The sequence below is a fragment of the Luteibacter sp. NPDC104163 genome, from assembly GCF_055584245.1.
Genome location: NZ_JBVJMK010000010.1, coordinates 15,531 through 33,051, shown reverse-complemented (window position 1 = coordinate 33,051; position 17,521 = coordinate 15,531). Strand labels below are relative to the sequence as shown.

Annotated in this window: 14 protein-coding genes and 1 tRNA gene; 6 read left to right on the top strand and 9 right to left on the bottom strand. The window is 64.6% G+C overall.

What is annotated here, in order from left to right; all coding sequences use genetic code 11:
- The first annotated feature begins 21 nt into the window (after window positions 1–21).
- A complete protein-coding gene (locus ACZ6YI_RS13505) occupies window positions 22–714 on the top strand; it encodes a response regulator transcription factor (protein ID WP_465779116.1) in 693 nt (230 codons plus the stop codon).
- Window positions 715–716: 2 nt separating this feature from the next.
- Here the strand turns inward: ACZ6YI_RS13505 and ACZ6YI_RS13500 are convergent, their stop codons facing one another.
- The gene (locus ACZ6YI_RS13500; protein WP_465779115.1) at window positions 717–2,123 is read right to left on the bottom strand and encodes a sensor histidine kinase; all 1,407 of its coding nucleotides are present in this window, start codon (window positions 2,121–2,123) and stop codon (window positions 717–719) included.
- Between the two features lie 257 nt (window positions 2,124–2,380).
- Here ACZ6YI_RS13500 and ACZ6YI_RS13495 point away from each other — a divergent pair, with 257 nt between their 5' ends.
- Both ACZ6YI_RS13495 and ACZ6YI_RS13490 read left to right on the top strand, forming a co-directional pair.
- Entirely contained in the window at window positions 2,381–5,572 is a 3,192-nt protein-coding gene (locus tag ACZ6YI_RS13495; RefSeq protein WP_465779114.1) for a protease pro-enzyme activation domain-containing protein, read from the top strand.
- A gap of 263 nt (window positions 5,573–5,835) precedes the next feature.
- Window positions 5,836–8,898, top strand: coding sequence for a TonB-dependent receptor (locus tag ACZ6YI_RS13490; protein WP_465779113.1), 3,063 nt, complete (start codon window positions 5,836–5,838; stop codon window positions 8,896–8,898).
- A 135-nt stretch (window positions 8,899–9,033) separates the two neighbouring features.
- On the opposite strand, the gene ACZ6YI_RS13485 is transcribed toward ACZ6YI_RS13490, so the two are convergent.
- Entirely contained in the window at window positions 9,034–10,095 is a 1,062-nt protein-coding gene (locus ACZ6YI_RS13485) for a hypothetical protein (RefSeq protein ID WP_465779224.1), read from the bottom strand.
- Window positions 10,096–10,338: 243 nt separating this feature from the next.
- Here ACZ6YI_RS13485 and ACZ6YI_RS13480 point away from each other — a divergent pair, with 243 nt between their 5' ends.
- The gene (locus tag ACZ6YI_RS13480) at window positions 10,339–12,090 is read left to right on the top strand and encodes a peptide-N4-asparagine amidase (protein WP_465779112.1); all 1,752 of its coding nucleotides are present in this window, start codon (window positions 10,339–10,341) and stop codon (window positions 12,088–12,090) included.
- A 47-nt stretch (window positions 12,091–12,137) separates the two neighbouring features.
- Here ACZ6YI_RS13480 and ACZ6YI_RS13475 read toward each other — a convergent pair whose 3' ends face one another.
- The 7 genes from ACZ6YI_RS13475 to ACZ6YI_RS13445 all read right to left on the bottom strand — a co-directional run bounded on the left by ACZ6YI_RS13475 (window position 12,138) and on the right by ACZ6YI_RS13445 (window position 16,364).
- Window positions 12,138–12,599 carry a YccF domain-containing protein gene (locus ACZ6YI_RS13475; RefSeq protein WP_440327217.1) on the bottom strand — a complete coding sequence of 154 codons (462 nt, stop codon included), beginning with the start codon at window positions 12,597–12,599 and terminating at the stop codon, window positions 12,138–12,140.
- 123 nt (window positions 12,600–12,722) lie between these two features.
- Window positions 12,723–14,009 carry a hypothetical protein gene (locus ACZ6YI_RS13470; protein ID WP_465779111.1) on the bottom strand — a complete coding sequence of 429 codons (1,287 nt, stop codon included), beginning with the start codon at window positions 14,007–14,009 and terminating at the stop codon, window positions 12,723–12,725.
- Between the two features lies 1 nt (window position 14,010).
- Window positions 14,011–14,433 (bottom strand): ExbD/TolR family protein, encoded by a 423-nt coding sequence (locus ACZ6YI_RS13465; RefSeq protein ID WP_465779110.1) that lies wholly within the window; start codon window positions 14,431–14,433, stop codon window positions 14,011–14,013.
- Complete coding sequence (locus tag ACZ6YI_RS13460; RefSeq protein ID WP_465779109.1) at window positions 14,430–15,149, bottom strand: MotA/TolQ/ExbB proton channel family protein; 720 nt, start codon at window positions 15,147–15,149, stop codon at window positions 14,430–14,432. Before ACZ6YI_RS13460 ends, ACZ6YI_RS13465 begins: the two co-directional genes overlap by 4 nt.
- Window positions 15,150–15,395: 246 nt before the next feature.
- A complete protein-coding gene (locus ACZ6YI_RS13455; protein WP_465779108.1) occupies window positions 15,396–15,974 on the bottom strand; it encodes a hypothetical protein in 579 nt (192 codons plus the stop codon).
- Window positions 15,938–16,183 carry a YhfG family protein gene (locus ACZ6YI_RS13450; RefSeq protein ID WP_465779223.1) on the bottom strand — a complete coding sequence of 82 codons (246 nt, stop codon included), beginning with the start codon at window positions 16,181–16,183 and terminating at the stop codon, window positions 15,938–15,940. Before ACZ6YI_RS13450 ends, ACZ6YI_RS13455 begins: the two co-directional genes overlap by 37 nt.
- A 107-nt stretch (window positions 16,184–16,290) precedes the next feature.
- Window positions 16,291–16,364: transfer RNA gene (locus ACZ6YI_RS13445), tRNA-Gly, on the bottom strand.
- A 136-nt stretch (window positions 16,365–16,500) separates the two neighbouring features.
- Here ACZ6YI_RS13445 and ACZ6YI_RS13440 point away from each other — a divergent pair.
- Window positions 16,501–17,262, top strand: coding sequence for a hypothetical protein (locus ACZ6YI_RS13440; protein WP_465779107.1), 762 nt, complete (start codon window positions 16,501–16,503; stop codon window positions 17,260–17,262).
- A 54-nt stretch (window positions 17,263–17,316) separates the two neighbouring features.
- On the top strand, window positions 17,317–17,517 hold the full coding sequence (thiS, locus tag ACZ6YI_RS13435) for a sulfur carrier protein ThiS (protein WP_440327232.1): 201 nt from the start codon (window positions 17,317–17,319) through the stop codon (window positions 17,515–17,517).
- The last annotated feature ends 4 nt before the right edge of the window (window positions 17,518–17,521 follow it).

Here is a 17,521-nt window from a genome sequence, read left to right as displayed (position 1 = left end):
ATAGAAAAGTGGAGGCCCTACGTGACCTTAGCTACCCCGATGCGACTGGTATTGCTTGAAGATGACGACCTGGTGCGGGACCGGATCCTCGCGCCGAAATTAGTGCAGTTCGGCTTCGAGGTGGTGGCGACGGGCACCGTGGCAGGGCTGCGGGAAGCGATCCAGCAAGGGCCGCCCGACCTGTTCGTGCTCGACATCGGCCTACCGGACGGCGATGGCTTCAGCCTGGCCCGCGAACTCCGTGCCACCCATGCCGGCGCCGGCATCATCATGCTGACAGGCCGGAGCGATACCGTCGATCGCGTACGCGGCCTGTTCGAGGGCGCCGACGCGTACCTGGCCAAGCCGGTGGAGATCGACGTGCTGGTGGCCACCCTGTATAGCGTTGCCCGGCGCCTCCAGCCGTCCACCGCGCCGCGGCCCCGCGGCCGCTGGGCGCTCAGCCCGGATGAGTGGTTCCTGCTCTCGCCCGGCGGCGCCCAGGTCATGCTTACCCGCGGCGAACGCCGCCTGCTCGAGGTCATGTTCCAGCACGTCGGCGAGGTGGTGGCCCGCGATGCGCTGATCGCCGCCCTCACGGACGACGTGCTGGCCTTCGACCCGCACCGGCTCGATTCCATGGTGCACCGCCTGCGGCGCAAGGTGCTCGCGGCCCTCGGCGAACCCCTGCCGCTCAACGCGGTACACGGCGCAGGCTACGTCATAGAGGCCTGAGTTCAGGCCACGGCACGCTGGCTCGCCGCATCGAGTGGCAGGTACAGCCGGACGACCGTCCCCTGCCCGGGTGCACTTTCGACACGCGTGTCGCCGCCCGCCTGCAGCACCAGGCCATGGACCACGCTGAGGCCCAGGCCGGTGCCCTGCCCTTCGGGCTTGGTCGTGAAGAACGGCTCGAAGGCCTGCGCGAGCGTCACTGCATCCATGCCGATGCCGGTATCGCGGACCGAAAGCAGTACATAGCCATCCGCATCTTCCAGCGCGATCGTGCACGCTCCGCCGCCCGGCATCGCATCACGCGCATTGGTGACGAGGTTGATGACCGCCAGTTCGAACTGGCTGCGATCGAAATGGATCAGGCGCGGGGTCGACGGCGCATCGAGCTTCAGCTCGCAGCGGGCCGGCAACGATTGCCGCGCAAGGGGCCGCAGTTCGTGCAACGCCTCCACGACATCGAAGGTTTCCGCCTGGGCCACGCCAGGCTTGCTGAAGTTGAGCAGCTTGCGACACACCGCGGTGCCGCGCCGCGCGGCCAGTTCGATGCCCTCGAGCGCATCGGCTACCGCGCGCATGTCGCCATCCGGCACTTCGTCATCCACCAGCAGGCGGTCACGCTCGGTCGAGAAGCCAAGGATGATGTCGAACACGTTATTCACGTCGTGCGCCACCCCACTGGCGAACTTGCCGACGGCATCCATCTTCTGCGCATGCAGCAGTTGCGCCTGGGTTCGCTCCCGCTCGGCGATCTCGTGCGCCAGCTGCTGCCGTTGCTGGTGCGATTCGCGCAGGCTGTCACGCAATGCATGCAGGCTCCGGTCGACGACGAGGGCGATCAGCAGGTAACTGGTCAGCGCGCGCATGGGAAGCACGTTGTACATGCCGAGCAGGAATGCGGGCAGGTGCCCGGCATCGGACAGCTTTAGCGGCTCCATGTCCACGCTCATCACCAGGATCAGGGCTTCCGCGGCGTAGGTGATCCACAACGCACGACGGCCGAGCATCAGCCCGCTCAACGCAAGGATCAGGATGAGCGTGAGGTTGCCATCGGTGGCGTGGTAACCGAAGGCCGCATAGGCCATCGCGCCCGAGACGAGCATCGTGCCGACGAACTGCGCCACCGCGAGCGGAAACCGCCCCATGCGCACCAGCGCGAAGCCCAGCCATGCGGAGATCGTCATGGCGAGATCCGTACCGATGTCGATCGCCATCGCCGCCGGCGCGCCGATGCGCGCCCTGCCGTAGAAATGCTCGCTCAGGTATCCCCAGTGGCCTGCGAAAAGATAAAGCTTGGTCGCCGGGATGCGCAGCCCTTCGAACACCAGCAGCAACTGCATGAAGGTCGCGTTGCGCCGGTCGACGGGATCGTCGATGGGTGTGTTGCCAAGCCATGCACGGATGCGGGACATCATCACGCGTTCCCCCTGGTAAGCCCGGTGGCGACGGTGAGGAATCGGTGAGAACCGGGCCAGTGGAGCGTGTGTGACTTTCCCGCGGATGTAAAGCTAGTCTGGCCCGTCCGCACGAACTTGTGTCGCGGGGGCGCGCGCCAAGGGGCAGTTTCTTACGAAGCTGGGCGCGAGGAATAACGGGCCAACCTGATTCCTTTTCCTTCGGGGGTTTTATGTCACCAAGCATCTCTCGTCCATGGCGGGTGGGTGTCGCCGTGCTGTTCGCAGCTGGCGCCACCTGCACGACCCACGCGGCCACGCGCGCCGCACCCGGCAGCACGACCGCCACGCCGTTGCTGACCAAAGCGGTCGATACCCGCCAGATGACCACGCTCAAAGGCAGCGTGCCAGTCCATGTCGCCACGAGCACCGATAGCGGCCCGATGGGCACCGCCGAGGTGATCCCGTCGATGACGCTGGTGCTCAAGCGCGGCGCCGACCAGCAGAAGCGTTTCGATGCGTACCTTGCTTCGCTGGATAACCCCGCTTCCCCGAATTACCACAAGTGGCTCACCGCGCAGCAGGTGGGCGAGCAGTTCGGCCCGAGCACGAAAGATATTGCGGCGGTGAAGCAGTGGCTCGGTGGCCAGGGGCTTGGCGTGAAGAGCGTTTCCGCCGATGGCATGCTGATCCGCTTCTCCGGCTCGGTCGGCGCCGTGCAGCAGGCGTTCGGTACGTCGATGCACCGCTACCGCGCCGAGGGCAAGCTGCACTTCGCCAACGCCACGGAACAGAAGCTGCCTACCGACCTCATCCCGGTCGTGCGCGGCGTCGCGTCGCTGACCGACTTCTTCCCGAAGCCGCAGATGCGTAATGCGCTGCCGGTACGGCGTAACGCCAAGGGTGCGTGGGTCGCCGCCGGTGCGCCATCCAGCGATTTCAATTTCGTCTACCAGGGCTCGGTGCAGTACGACGTGGTCCCGGCGGATTTCGGGACGATCTATAACGTCAACCCGCTGTGGACCCAGGCGAAACCGGTACGCGGCTCCGGGCAGACCGTGACCGTGCTCGAACGCACGAACGTGCTGGATGCCGATGTCGCGACATTCCGCAACACCTTCCTGCCGAAGGATGCCAAAGGCATCTTCAGCCAGGTGCATCCCACCGGCGACGCGGGGTGCTCGGATCCCGGCACCAACGCCGACGAAGGCGAAGCCGCCCTCGACGCGGAATGGGCCGGTGCCGCCGCGCCGGATGCGAATGTCACGCTCGCCTCGTGCGCCGATACCGGTGCCGACTTCGGTGCCTTCCTTGCCGCGGAGAACGTGCTTGAGCAGGCCGCACCGCCGCAGATCCTGAGCCTCAGCTACGGCGAATGCGAAGTCATCAGTGAAGCCATCGGCGATAGCGACGTGGTCACGGCCCTCTGGTCGACCGCGGCGGCCGAGGGCATTTCGGTGTTCGTCTCCACGGGCGATGCCGGTGTCGCCGGCTGCGACCAGAACGAGATTGCCTCCTCCTTCGGCATCGCGGTGAATGGCCTGGGCAGCACGCCGTACAACATCGCCGTCGGCGGTACCGACTTCGATGATTTCAAGAAGAACAGCAAGTACTGGCTCCCGGGCAACGGCGAGCTCGGCGCGAGCGCGATCAGCTACATCCCCGAGCAGACCTGGAACGATTCCTGCGCCAGCGCCCAGCTCTACGCCGTGCTCGGCTTCAAGGATCCAAACACCGCCTGCAACTCGCCCACGGGCGAGGAGTTCCTGAACACCGCGGGCGGCAGCGGCGGCCCGAGTTACCTGTTTACCCAGCCCACCTGGCAACAGGGCCTCGCCGGCATGGACCAGAACGTGACACGCGCCACGCCGGACGTCTCGCTGTTCGCCGCCAATGGCATCTACGGCCATGCGCTGATCTTCTGCATGTCCGATGCGGACCAGGGTGGCTCACCCTGCAACTACCTCGACCCCACCGATTCAATCTTCAACAGCGCTGGTGGCACGTCGTTCGCCGCGCCGGCCATGGCGGGCGTGCAGGCCCTGCTCAACCAGGCCAGCGCCGATCGCCTCGGCAATGTCGGCCCCACCCTGTATGACCTGGCCCGGGCCCAGTACGGCACGGTAGCTTCGCCGGCCGCGGGGTGCAAGGCAAAGGACACGACCTGCGTGTTCCATGACGTGGCGGTGGGCGACATCGATGTGCCCTGCTTCGCAGGTACCGCCGACTGCTACGTGAAGAAGAACCAGGCGTATGGCGTCGTCAGCGATGGCGGGCGCGCATCGCTGGTGACGGCGTGGAAGGCGACGAAGGGTTATGACTACGCCACGGGCCTCGGCTCGATCGATGTCACCAACCTTACCAACGCGGTCGCCGCGAAACAGGCACGCGGCAAGCTGATCCCGCGCACGTGGGACCTCGCCGGCTTCAATGACAGCGGCAACCCGGGCGAAGGACTGAACTCGATCCTCGATGGCAAGAGCACGCTGTTGCTGGTCGCACCGAAGACGGGCAGCGCCACGCTCGTACGCATGAATGGCAGCACGGTGCTTTCCACGGATACGTGGAACTCGGGCATGCAGGGTGACCACTGGGTCGATGGCTTCCAGCCGGGCGACCGGGTCAAGGCGATCCCGTACGACATCTTCGATGGCGTGCTGGCTGGCCAGACCGTGATGGAAAGCGACAACCCGACCAACAACACGCTGAACCTCGCGATCTACAGCTACGGCTGGGTCGACTTCACCTTCCCGTATGCCGCGGGCTGGAGCCTGGTCGGTTCGGGCCTCGTCGACGGTTCGGGCAAGTCGCAGGAGGTGTGGATCAACAGCAGCACCGGCAAGCTCGGGTTCTGGACCATCGCCTGCAGCGGCACCATCCACTTCGGGCGGCTCGACCAGCTTGACTGCTCGCAGGGCGTGAACAAGACGGTGAATGCGCCGGCGGGCTTCACGCCGTTCCTTGCCGACCTCAACGGCGACGGCATCGTCGACATCGTCTGGACCGGGCCGAAGCGTGCGATCCAGTACTGGATCAACAACGGGGATGGCACGTTCAGCAAGACCGATGGCGGCACGGCGGCGCCAGCGGGCTTCGACCTGGTCGGAGCCGGTGAAATCGCCGGCAGCGGCAAGACCGACCTCATCTGGGCGAATGCCAGCACCGGCAAGGTCCGCTGGTGGGTGATGGATGGCACGAACGTGGTGAGCGACAACACCATGGCGGCCCCCTCGGGCTACAGCATCGCCACCATCGAGGACTTCAACGGCGACGGCTTCGCCGACCTGCTGTTCACCAACGCCAAGGGCGCCGCCACGCTGTGGCAGGGCACGGGCAACGGCTTCATCAGCCAGCAGGTCGCCGATGGCACCGGCACCGCGTTCAAGGTACCGAAGGGCTACACCGTGCAGTTCAACCGATTGCAGGGTGTGGTGAATACCACGACCCCACAAGTGGCCTCCAACTGACACCGGGAACCTGTGGGAGCGCGCTTGCGCGCTCCCACACTATTAGGTCGCAAGTTATTGCGATGACTATTACTGCCTATATAGGAAAAAGTCTGATGGACAGTATTGCGCACACAATTCTAACGTCTCAGGTGCACTGACGGGCTGGAGGGCCCTCGTTCTTGCGGGGCACTCGAAAGGGTTTTGTACGACCTTCGAAATTTGGCGTAGGCACGTTTCGCCTTCGCTTCGCGGCCGAGAGGCCATCTGGGGAGAAAAATTTAATGCTACGCAACCAAGCACAGGCGCAGATGCTGCGTCGGTCTACGCTGGCGCTCGCTCTCGCGGCAGGCCTGGGACTTACGGGGGGCGTACACGCCCAGGCCACCACGGGCGCTATCGCTGGTACGGTCCAGCCAGGCACCGTCACTTCGGTGCAGGTCACCGGCAGCACCGGCTTCAGCCGCGAAGTCCCGGTCGACGCGCAGGGACGCTACAACATCAGCAACCTGCCGCTCGGCGCCTACACGGTCAATGCGAAGAACAACGGTGCCGTCGTTGATTCCCGCAAGAACGTCAACATCAAGGTCGGTGGCAGCACGGATGTGTCCTTCGTCGCCGCCGCCGCGACGGCCGCCAACGCCCAGGCGCTGGAATCGGTGACCGTCTCCGCGAACACCCTCCCGCCGATCGATACCTCGCAGGTCGACTCGCGCACCGTCGTCACCTCCGAAACTCTCGCCCGCCTGCCGCTCGGCCGCAACGCCGAAGCCATCGCCCTGCTCGCGCCGGGCGCCGTGCCGGGCTCCAGCACGCTGGGCAATGGCCGCTACCGCACCGTGTCGTTCGGCGGCTCGGGCGCCTCGGAAAACGCCTACTACATCAACGGCTACAACACGACCGACCCGTACAAGTCGCTGGGCGGCGTGGGCCTGCCGTACGGCGCGATCGACCAGCAGGAAGTCTATACCGGCGGTTATTCCGCAAAGTACGGCCGCTCGGACGGCGGCGTGATTTCGCAGGTCGGCAAGCGCGGTACCAATGAATGGCACTTCGGTGCACAGGTGCTGTGGGAGCCGCGCTTCGCCGCCTCCTCGCTGGGCACCGAGTACTACGGTACCCGTGCGCTCCCGCCGGGCTACGGCTACCAGGACGAGAGCAAGGTCGGCACGCCGTACCGCGATTACAAGGACAATACCAAGTGGACCACGACGTACAGCGCGTATGTCGGCGGCCCGCTGATCAAGGACAAGCTGTTCTTCTTCGTCGCTGCGGAAGCGGAAAAGTCGGAAGGCGACAGCACCTCGTCGGTTGAAGCGAACCCGGTGGCGACCAACCACTACAAGTACAACCTGCCGAAGTACTACGCCAAGCTCGACTGGAACATCAACGACTCCAACATCCTCGAGCTCACCGGCATCCACTCGACGGATGAGCAGCGTGGCGTCTACACCGGCTACGACTACGACACCCGCTCGCATACCGGCCTGACCGGCGCCGATGCCAACACGTCGAAGATCAGCTCGAAATTCGCGATCGCGAAGTACACCTCGTACATCACCGATGACCTGACCCTTTCGGCGACGTATGCCAAGGGCTGGACGAGCGACTACCTGAACAACCCGACGCCGAACATCGAGAGCCAGCCGTACATCAACTTCCCGGAGAACCAGAATCCGGCGCTCAACGGCGGCAAGCCGATCACCAACCTGAATCCGTCCAACCAGACGCAGGATCCGGGCGCGGGCAGCCGCACCCACGGCCTCCGCATCGATCTCGACTGGCAGGTTGGCGACCACCACCTGGCCGGTGGTATCGACAACATGCACTACCGCGGCATGGACGAAGGTATCGCCACGAGCGGCCCCGGGTATTACTGGCAGTACGGCCACTCCGCCAACCCGAACACCCCGATCAGCGGTGCGCTGGGCGCCGGTGCCCCGGGCGGCGATGGCTACTACGTCAGCCAGCGCATCTTCTCGTCGGTCACCAACATGTCGCTCGACCAGCGCGCCCAGTACCTGGAAGACCGCTGGCAGGTCACGGATAAGGTGCTGGTCAGCGTCGGTATCCGTAACGACGGCTTCAAGAACTTCAACGACAAGAACAAGCCCTACGTGAACAACCAGGCACAGTGGGCTCCGCGCCTCGGTGCCACCTGGGACGTGTTCGGCGATTCCAGCCTGAAGATCTACGGCAACCTCGGCCGCTACTACCTGGCGCTGCCGAACAACGTGGCTGTCCGCGGCGCTTCGCCGTCGACCCTCACGTATGAGTACTTCAACTACACGGGCATCGACCAGTACGGCCGCCCGACCGGCCTGACCTCGCTCAGCGCCAATGGCCCGGCCTCGCCCGATGGCGAGTACGGCCAGCCGGTGGACGCGCAGGCCGTCGCCGCACGCGACCTGAAGAGCCAGTACCAGGATGAAGCGATCTTCGGCTTCGACAAGCAGCTCGGTTCCGCCTGGGTCACCGGCGCCAAGGTGACGGTGCGCAAGCTCCGTACCGCGATCGATGACGTGTGCGATACGGGCAAGATCGCCGACAAGATGGTGCGCGAAGGCCTGGATCCGGATTCGGTGAACATCCCGGGCTGCGTCATCTTCAACCCGGGCTCCACCAACACGTTCAGCCTTGCCAACCTCGATGGCAGCGGCCGCACCCAGGTGAAGATGAACCAGGAAGACTGGGGCTTCTCGCAGAAGGCGAAGCGCGCGTACTACGCCCTCGACCTGTACCTCGACCACCCGTACGACGGTAAGTGGCAGGGTCGCATCGATTACACGTTCTCGCGCTCGTACGGCAACACCGAAGGCCAGACCAAGTCGGATATCGGCCAGACCGATATCTCGAAGACCCAGGACTGGGATTCGGCTGAGCTGATGCGTTCGGCGAACGGCCTGCTGTCGAACGACCGCACCCACCAGCTGAAGGCTTACGGCTCCTACTCGCTCACCGAGGAGTGGATGGTCTCCGGTAACCTGCGCCTGGCCTCCGGTTCGCCGAAGGAATGCCTGGGCTATGAAGATGCCCTGGACGATCCGGATCCGATCGGTTACGGCTCGTCGTACCACAACTGCAACGGCGTGCCGTCGCCCCCGGGCGTCAAGCGTAACCCGTGGTTCAAGCAGCTCGACCTCGCTGTCACCTACCGCCCGGCGTTCTTCGACGGCAAGGCCTCTTTCGGCCTGCAGGTGTTCAACGTGAGCAACGAGCGTAAGCCGCTCAACAGCTTCTCGACGTATGAATCCGATACGCCGATGACGGTGCTGAACAACTACGACCTGGGTCAGTTCTACCAGCAGCCGCGCTACGCCCGCCTGACGGCGACGTACGACTTCTGATCTGACAGGCAATGCACTGACCGGCACCCCATGGATGGGGTGCCGGAGGTAGCCATAACTATTTGCGCCTCGCCCAACGGGGCCGTGCAACGCTCCCCTCGCCACCGCCCGAAAGCGGTGGCGTTTTTTTCAGGATCAGTTGCTCTCGACGAAGCTGATGTGCGGCGTCGTACCGCCGGTGGCCGAACAGCTGCCCAGGGTCAGGTTGTTCTGCTCGAACGTGGTGCCGGCATTACCAAGGCACGTGGGTGCGCTGGTGCTGCCGTCGTTCACCGCGAGATTCACGGTGACATGCGAGCCGCGGTTGAACGAGACCACCGGGTGGTCGCTGCCGTTGCCGAAGATGTTGAACTCCGACTGGTTCCAGATGCGGTTGATGTTAAGCGTCGTGGCCGTCTGGCTGACGCTATGCGCCGAACCGCTCACCGAGAAGGTGACGGTATCCACGCCGCCCGACGTCGCCGAGCCCGTGAGCTTGATCGTGCCGATGTTGGACACGGCGACGAGCGGGACGCTCACCGCATTGCTGTTGCGATAGCAGGCCAGCTGGTCGGGATAGGAGAACCAGCCCGAGGGGCAACCGACCGAGTTGTACTGTGACTGGCTTCCCGCGAAGAACCAGTCCTGGATGAATGCGACCGGCGTGCGCCCGTTGCCGGGGTTGCCATCGCTATCAGTGGAATAAATGAACTGCTCCCACGTCTGGCATGACGAATAGCCGAACTGCGAGCACGTCGTCGGGTTGCTGCCGATGTTGGTGTTGATCTGCAGCGAGTAATCCGCCGTGCCGGTCGTAACGCCGGTGACGGTGGGGAACGTACCGACCGCCGAGCGGGTGAGGCTGCGCGTGCGCGCGGCAAAGTCATTGCCATTGCCGACCGTGAACACGCTCTCGTTGCGCGCCGTGGTGGTCAGTCCGTTGCCGTTGGTCTCAGGCGGCACCGAAACGAACGGGGGTGGCGCTTCGCACTGTTCCGGGTGCCATGCGACGCTCGGGTACGACGCGCTGAAGCAACCTTCGACGGCGGGTGCTTGTTGCTTGATGGTCTGGTCCCACGATGCCAGGGCTTGTGCCTGTGCCGCGGCGGCGATATCGAATGTTTGCTCTGCGGCGACCACGGGTGAAAACGGCACTGCACTGGCGATCGCCGCAAGCATGCATGCACCCACCCAAACCTTCTGCCCGTACTTCTTCATTGAAGCCATGTGTCTGCCCTTCCTTCAAGGTTGAATGAACGAACTCGTTCCCCAGTCCCCCGGAAAGATGTAGCACTCGATGTCAGCGTGGTTGACCACTCGGGTCACACTTTGTGTCCACGGCCGCACTTCATGCCGTTATGGCTTATCGCTGTGCTACGGTCGTCCGCGCAGGGGGATCACGCTTCGTGAGGGGTAGCCATGGCCGTCACGCCTTGGGTGGGTCGCAAGTTCTTGCGAGTGATGACTGCGTTCGTTCTTCCGCTTTCGTTCGCCACGCTGGATGTCTCAGCCGCCAGTGCGCCGGGCTTCACACCCGGCTCGCCCAACGTGGCGGTGGCTGATCCGGTCGTTCCGCGACCCTCTGGCCGCGCATGTGTCGTCACGCTGTTCAACGGCTTCCAGTTCACCGACTTCTCGAACCACCCGTACACCTATGCCCCACCGACGGGTTGCGGGCGCTCCTGGTCGAAGGTGGTGCTTGAAGCGGACTTCGCGGTGACCGCCGGGCGCCAGTTCGACCGGACGGCATCGTTCTGGCTGGGTGGCGCGAATATCTATTTCGGCACCACGCAGGAGCCGTCGGCGACGGTCGCGCCGAGCTGGCACGTGGAACGCGATGTCAGCGACTTCGCCAGCCTGCTCGCCAACCCGCAGTCGGGCCAGGCGATCCTTGGCAACATCGTCGACAGCACCTATACCGGCGTCATCAGTGGGTCGGCGCGCCTGGTGTTCTATCCGGCCAATGTCCTTGCGCCGAAGGTGGATGCGCCGGATGCCGTGTTCCCGCTATCCGATGGCACAGCCGGTGGTCCGGTCACCCTCAATACCGGCACGGATACGTTGTCGCGCACCGTCAGCCTGCCTACCAATATCGAGCGTGCCTACCTGGATGTGTTCGCCCAGGGCCAGGGTGGCGATGAGTTCTGGTATTCATGCGTGCCGGATCAGTTTGCCGACCAGCTGCAGAGCTGCGGCGGCGGTTCCTATCGTGAGACGCAGGTATCGATCGATGGCCAGGCCGTCGGCGTGGCGCCGGTGTATCCGTGGATCTTCACCGGCGGCATCGACCCGTATATGTGGCGGCCGACGCCCGGCGTGCAGACGCTGAACTTCGTGCCTTATCGCGTTGACCTGACGCCGTTCGCGGCGTTGCTCAATGATGGCACGCAACATACCGTCGCCGTTTCAGTTACGGGAGCCCATGGCTATTTCGCTGTTACGGGGAACCTGTTCGTTTACCAGGACCATGGCCGGAAGAAGCTCACCGGCGCGGTGACCGCGAACACGCTGCAGGGCCAGCCGGCGAACGCGACGATCGGGAACACGGTGACGGATGCGAACGGCGTCGTCAGCGGTGGCGTGACCACGAATGCATCACGGACGTTCCGTACGGCGGGCTATGTGGACACCTCACGCGGCCGGATCACGACCGAGGTAGCGCAGACCGTCGCGTTCGCGAATACGCAGGACTTCACGATCGATGCCAGCCAGTACGTGCAGGCGATCGACCAGCGCACCACGGTCGACAGCACGACGAAGACGCGCCAGGGCCCGCTGGGGATCGGGACGACGACCACGGTGGCGTACGACTTCCCGCTGACGGCCCGGTTTGCTTACGCCTTCGACGCTGATGGGAACATCACATCCTCGCCCAGCCAGGTCACGCAGGGATTCACGAGGCACTTCGCCAAGAAACTCGGTGCGCTGACGCTTTACCGCAGCGACGTGGATAACCACATCAGCACGGGCGATACGCTGGCCTTCGCGGACAATGCGGTCACCGGCCATTCGGGCCAGGCCAGCAGCCAGAGCTTCCGCTTCAGCGACAACCTGGGGAGCTGCTATGGGCGTGACGTGGTCACCACTGCCGGTCTGTTGACCTCAGCGACCGATGGCGGCGGCTGCTCGGGTGGCAGGAACCGGTTGCTTTGGTTCACGCATCCGGATGGGTCGGCGGATACCTCGCGGGTGGAGGATCCGGGGGTGTTTTGACCATTCATGGCTGGGATTCCCTCGGGACATCATCCCGAGGGAATCGATCAGAAGCCACCGCGCATGCGCGATACAGCGGCGTCAGCGTTGTAGCGGCGCGAGGCATCGGCCATCTCCACGCTCACGATCGTCTTGCCGATCGGCGCCAGCGCGATGCCGGCGAGCTTCAGGTGCTGGATGCCGAACGGAATACCGATGATCGTGATGAAGCAGGCGATCGCCGACATCACGTGACCGATCGCGAGCCAGAGGCCGGCGAAGAGGAACCAGATGACGTTGCCGATGAAGCCCAGGCCGCTCGTGCCGATATCGTGCCTGCCGTAAACCTCGGCGCGGCTGATGGCCTCTTTGCCGAACGGGAAGAAGGCGAACTGGCCGATCACGAAGCAGGCGCGCGCCCAGGGGATGCCGACGATGGTGATCATGGCCACAAGGCCGGCCAGCCACCAGCCAAGGCCCATCACCAGGCCGCCAAGCACAAACCACAGCAGGTTGAAGAGGGTTCTCATCGGGCACTCCTTGTCGGTTTGGAGGGCACGTTAGTCGGGCGTCGGGGGGTCGAACAGTGCTGGAAGGCACTGGGCCTGGGGTAATTCGACGAACTGCGGCGGCGACCGCTGATGCAGGGCCCATCAAGGCTGAGCAGTGCGCACCGTGCCGCGCTCATCTGCGCTAGTGAGCACCAGCGAGAAAAACATAACGTCGGCGCCGTTGTACAACTTGAAGAGCACCCGATGACGCCCTGCCGAGAGTCGCAGGCGTACCTTGCCTTCGCTCAGGTTGTAATCGGCGATCTCCCGCTTCATTGAACGGGCGTCCACCAGGAACCAGGGTTTCACCGGTGCGCCGCCCTTCCAGACCAGCCGATCGTCCACCCAGACCTTCGCATCGTCGTCGGCACCAATCCAGGCCCAGACGTCCATGTCGTGGTCGAGCCTCAGCTCGGTGTATCCGTAATAAATGGCGCTCTCGGCAGCATCGGGAAGGAACGTCGGATATTCGCTTGCCTGCACGTAGCGCCACCTGAGCGTCCGGCCGGACTTGCCCGCATAGGTTCCGTCCAGGTCGACCGCCACTTCGGGCAGTTCCGAATGCTCCAGGGGCTGGCCACTGATGGCCTCGAACGGCCCCACGACGTACCACGTGTCGATGTATACGCGGTTGGCATATGTCCCGCCGGCGCCAAGACTGCGGCCTCCTGCCGCCCGGACGGGCGCGTCGAGGGGCGGGATGGAAGAGAAGCGACCTCGCGGAACGTTCTGTGGTCCCTGGGCGGGATCCGCCTCGACCTCGAACGGGCTCAGGTCCGTCGCCCCTGACCCGCCGAGCACCCGGGAACCTCCCTGACCTCCCTTGGCCGCCGCCCCGCCGGGCGATGCGCCATCGGACGCGACCGCCTGCGCGTCGCGTGCCGCCGCGGCGGCTTGCGTCTGGAGTTGCGCCAATTGGGCGAGCGCCTCGGCCTCCGTGTGCGGCGCCTTCGGCAGGGCCGGCAAGTCCGCATGGGTTTGTTTCAGCGCCTCGTCGAGCGGGATGCGAAGCCGGTTCGCCAGTTCGGTGGCACGAGCGCGGTGCTGCGCCTCTCGCATGGCGTCGTAGCGCGTTCTTGCTTGCTCAAGCGCCTCTTGCGCCGATTTGACAGGAGCGAGAGGCGGCGGCGCCGGCCCATGCGAGCGCTGCGCGAGTGCGCTCTCGGCCGATGCCAGCTCGTTGAGGCGCTGGGCCGCCGCTGCCTGGAATGCGGCGTTGCGAGTCGCCTCGACCCGCTGTCGCACGGCATCCGATGCCGGGCGCATTTGCGCGAGGTAATACACCACGCCCAGCACTAGGGCGTGCGCGAGGATGGACCAAAGCACGTCGTTTCCTGGCTTCTCGCTTCGAACCGGCCGGTACGGGTCCCACGACGGTCGCGCGGCCATGCTAATTCCGAACGTGGACCGCAAGGTTGATGAGGCCTTCGAACGCACACAGGTCCATGACGCTTACGACATCCTGGAACTGCGCCCGACGGTCCCCGTCGATGCGGACTACCGCATGCGTATCGTGGGCCGCCAGGTCGCGCAGACGATCGTGAAGCTGGCCCTGCGTTGCCGCGACACCATCGATGAAAACCGCTCCGTCGTGCGCCACCGCGATGACGATGCCCGTTGAAGGCGCCTCTTCGGCGCGAAAGGTCGCTGCCGCTTTGGGAAGGTCGACCGGGATGGATCGCATCCGGTGGTTATCTTCGCTTTGCTTGAAGGTGGTCGCCACCATGAAGAACATCAGCAGGAAGAAGATGCAGTCGATCAAAGCGACCAGCCCGATCTCTGGCTCCTGGTCGACCCCCAGGTCGATCTTCACGGTGCTGCGCCGGTTGTCGGACGAATGAAATGGGTACGCAGGAGTGCACCTGCCTGCCGTTCCAGCTCGATACCAAAGGCAGTAATGCGGTATTTGAAGCCGTGGTAGAACGCCAGCGCCGGAAGGGCCACGCAAAGGCCGGCGGCCGTATTGACCAGCGCTTTTGAAATCCCGCTCGCCAGCAACGCCGGATCAATCGGACCGGAGAAGGCAAGCGCATGGAAGGCCTCGATCATGCCTGCCACCGTGCCGAGCAGGCCTACGATCGGCGCAACGGTCGCGATAATTGCGAGGGGATAGATGCGGCGCAAATGATCGCGAAGCTCGATGGAGGCAATGTCCTCCACCCCTTTGGTAATGGTCGCCAGATCGAGCGCGCGGTAATCCAACATGTAGCGCAGCATGCGCGATAGCGTGCTCGGGTGGCTGGCGATCAAGGTCTGCGCCTCGTCGATCCTGCCCTCCAGCCACAAGCCATCCGCCCTGCGCGCGAGCCCATCGGGAACCACGACCGTCTTGCGCACATTGCGTAGCCGTTCGATGGCCACCCAGAGCGCGATCACCGACATCGCGAGCAAGGCCACGATGGCGACGCCTCCCTCTCTCAGCTGACCGACCCCATCAAACCCCTGCGCGTGTGCGGATGACATCGGGGACAACGCAAGCGCAAGGATGATGATCAAACCGCCAGGCCAGGCCGATAAGCGATGGGTCATAGGGGTGCGTTCGTCAGTGGGGTGGGCTGAGTATAGGTCGTTCGCGGCTAGTGTGACCCTTCCCACAACTGGATAAGGATCGCGCGATCATCGAGCTCGTAGTCACCGGCAACCTTCCCGGTCGGGGCTACGAGATCCACCTTCCCGTCCCCAAAGCAGAACATCGCGCGATCGACTGAGATCGCCTGCTAACCATGACTTATGCACACTTATGGCGACCTCCATAATTATGGAAGTCGCCATAATTCAGCATAAGTTGCAGTGACGGCCACGGGCCGCCATCGCCGACGAGGAAGCCTGCAACGATCTCTTACCTTGGATCAGGTTCGCATTAACGTAGAACACCAGCGGATTGCTGCGCACTTCATGCGCCATCGCGCCCTCCGAGCTAAACTCAGCTTCTTCGATGTATCGCTGAACGTAGGAGACGGTGTATTTCCCTCCCTCTACGGCATAGTTGGCCGGCAGATCCACCAGCGAAGTCTTGCGTTCGCCAGGTTCAAGCGTCAGGTAGGCGCCTCGATCGCCAACGGACGGACGAGATGCGCGGCCTTTGTACGCGACTGTCGCTCCATCGCTCGCGGTGACGGTCATAACGTCATTGAGCAAATGATCACCATCAGTTAGCAATGCGCTGTCCGCCATCAGGATGAGGAGGGGACGGCTGGACTGGTTGGTCACGGAGACCACGATCACCCCTGTTTCGCTGTCGCCCCGGTTGGTGGACGATTGAATGGTGACTGCTAGCGGCTCGGCCGCTGCGAGAGCCGCTGCGGGGATAATCGCCATCATTGCGACAGCAATGCATCGTAGCCATTGGGACATGGGCACATCTCCTTTGTGAACGACATGGTGCTTCCGGCGCCCCCTCGCCGTGACGGAGTCACCGTGGTGCCATCCTTGGCTGAGCCCTCAGGTTCGCACGCCGCTTGCTGAGGCGTACAAAAGCCTTCCAGGCGCAAGCTAGCGGCGTAGTTCGCCTCGCGGACCTTGGCGAAATAAGCGATTTTGTCTGCGAGGCTTGGTGACTTCATCGGCCGCCCGCCAAATCGGTTGAGGGACTTTTTCGTCATCACAACAAGGATTCAGGCCGCAACCGTTCGGGCGCCCGGGCGGCTCGAGCGGCCGCATAGAGGAAAGCTGGAGCGGGTGAAGGGAATCGAACCCTCGTCAGTAGCTTGGGAAGCTACAGCTCTACCATTGAGCTACACCCGCATCAGGCCCCGGATGTTAAACGACATGGCGGCCAGGGGAAAGGTGGCGGCTGCCTGAACGGGCCGGATCCGTGCCCTGCGGGCGGTCGGGCCGCGGCGCATAATCAGGTCGGGGAATTCTTACGAGGACCGCCGCCATGCGCTTTGCCACGTTGTCGCTTGCCGTCGTGCTAACGCTCAGTGCCGGGTCGGCGCTGGCGCAGTCGCGCACGGTGTCCACGGCCAACATGCCGAAGCCGGGCGTGAGTTACATCTCAGGGCCTGGGGCCCCGGAGCGCCGCGAGACGGTCAGCACCGGCACCCTGCCGACGCCGGCACGGCTTTACGTCGGCGGCCACGTGAGCACCGGCAGCTACGAGTCGTCCAGCAGCCAGGTCGGCGGCGGCTATGTGGAGGGGGGCTACGTCGATGGTGGTTACTACGTCGGCGCCCCGCCCTACGGCGGTAACTACCCAGGCAACGGTTATCCCGGGAACGGCTATCCGGGCCACGGCCGCCCCGGCGGCGGCGGCTGGCACGACGGTGACCACGGCGACCACGGCCACGGCGGCAACGGAGACCACGGCGGCAGGCCCAACCCGGGCAACACGGTCGTCGTGGGCGGCCAGTCCAACCCGAGCCGGGACAACCGCTTCAACGTAGCCCCGGTCCGCGACAACAACGACAACCGCCACGACCACGACCGCGACCGTGGCGGCTGGAGCAACAACGGCTGGAACAACGGCTACAACAACGGGTTCAACAACCCCAACGGCCCCCGCCCCAGCATCAACGAGCCACCGCCGCGCCCGTATAACCCGGGCGCCGGCCAGAGCAGCGTGCCGCTGTACCAGCAGCCCGGCTCCGGCCCGCCGCCGCAGATCCCGCGCGGTGGCAGCGTGCCGATCCGCAACCGCTGACCGGCACGGGGCCGGCCGTGGGCCCGCGGCCAGCCCTGCGGCTACAATGGGCGGATGCAGATCACCCTTAACGGCGAAGCGCGCGATTGCGCGCCCGGCACCTCGGTCACCTCCCTGCTCGATTCGGCTGGCTATGCCGGCAAGCGGGTGGCGGTGGAGGTGAACCTCGAGATCGTGCCGCGCAGCGCGCACGCCAGCCACCTGCTCGCCGAGGGCGACAAGGTGGAGATCGTCCATGCCATCGGCGGCGGCTGAGCCG

Excerpts from the sequence above, each read along its gene's own strand:
- ACZ6YI_RS13500 (WP_465779115.1), bottom strand. The coding sequence starts at position 2,123 with ATGTCCCGCATCCGTGCATGGCTTGGCAACACACCCATCGACGATCCC.
- ACZ6YI_RS13490 (WP_465779113.1), top strand. The coding sequence starts at position 5,836 with ATGCTACGCAACCAAGCACAGGCGCAGATGCTGCGTCGGTCTACGCTG.
- ACZ6YI_RS13485 (WP_465779224.1), bottom strand. The coding sequence starts at position 10,095 with ATGAAGAAGTACGGGCAGAAGGTTTGGGTGGGTGCATGCATGCTTGCG.
- ACZ6YI_RS13480 (WP_465779112.1), top strand. The coding sequence starts at position 10,339 with ATGACTGCGTTCGTTCTTCCGCTTTCGTTCGCCACGCTGGATGTCTCA.
- ACZ6YI_RS13475 (WP_440327217.1), bottom strand. The coding sequence starts at position 12,599 with ATGAGAACCCTCTTCAACCTGCTGTGGTTTGTGCTTGGCGGCCTGGTG.
- ACZ6YI_RS13470 (WP_465779111.1), bottom strand. The coding sequence starts at position 14,009 with ATGGCCGCGCGACCGTCGTGGGACCCGTACCGGCCGGTTCGAAGCGAG.
- ACZ6YI_RS13460 (WP_465779109.1), bottom strand. The coding sequence starts at position 15,149 with ATGACCCATCGCTTATCGGCCTGGCCTGGCGGTTTGATCATCATCCTT.
- ACZ6YI_RS13455 (WP_465779108.1), bottom strand. The coding sequence starts at position 15,974 with ATGTCCCAATGGCTACGATGCATTGCTGTCGCAATGATGGCGATTATC.
- ACZ6YI_RS13450 (WP_465779223.1), bottom strand. The coding sequence starts at position 16,183 with ATGAAGTCACCAAGCCTCGCAGACAAAATCGCTTATTTCGCCAAGGTC.
- ACZ6YI_RS13440 (WP_465779107.1), top strand. The coding sequence starts at position 16,501 with ATGCGCTTTGCCACGTTGTCGCTTGCCGTCGTGCTAACGCTCAGTGCC.
- thiS (WP_440327232.1), top strand. The coding sequence starts at position 17,317 with ATGCAGATCACCCTTAACGGCGAAGCGCGCGATTGCGCGCCCGGCACC.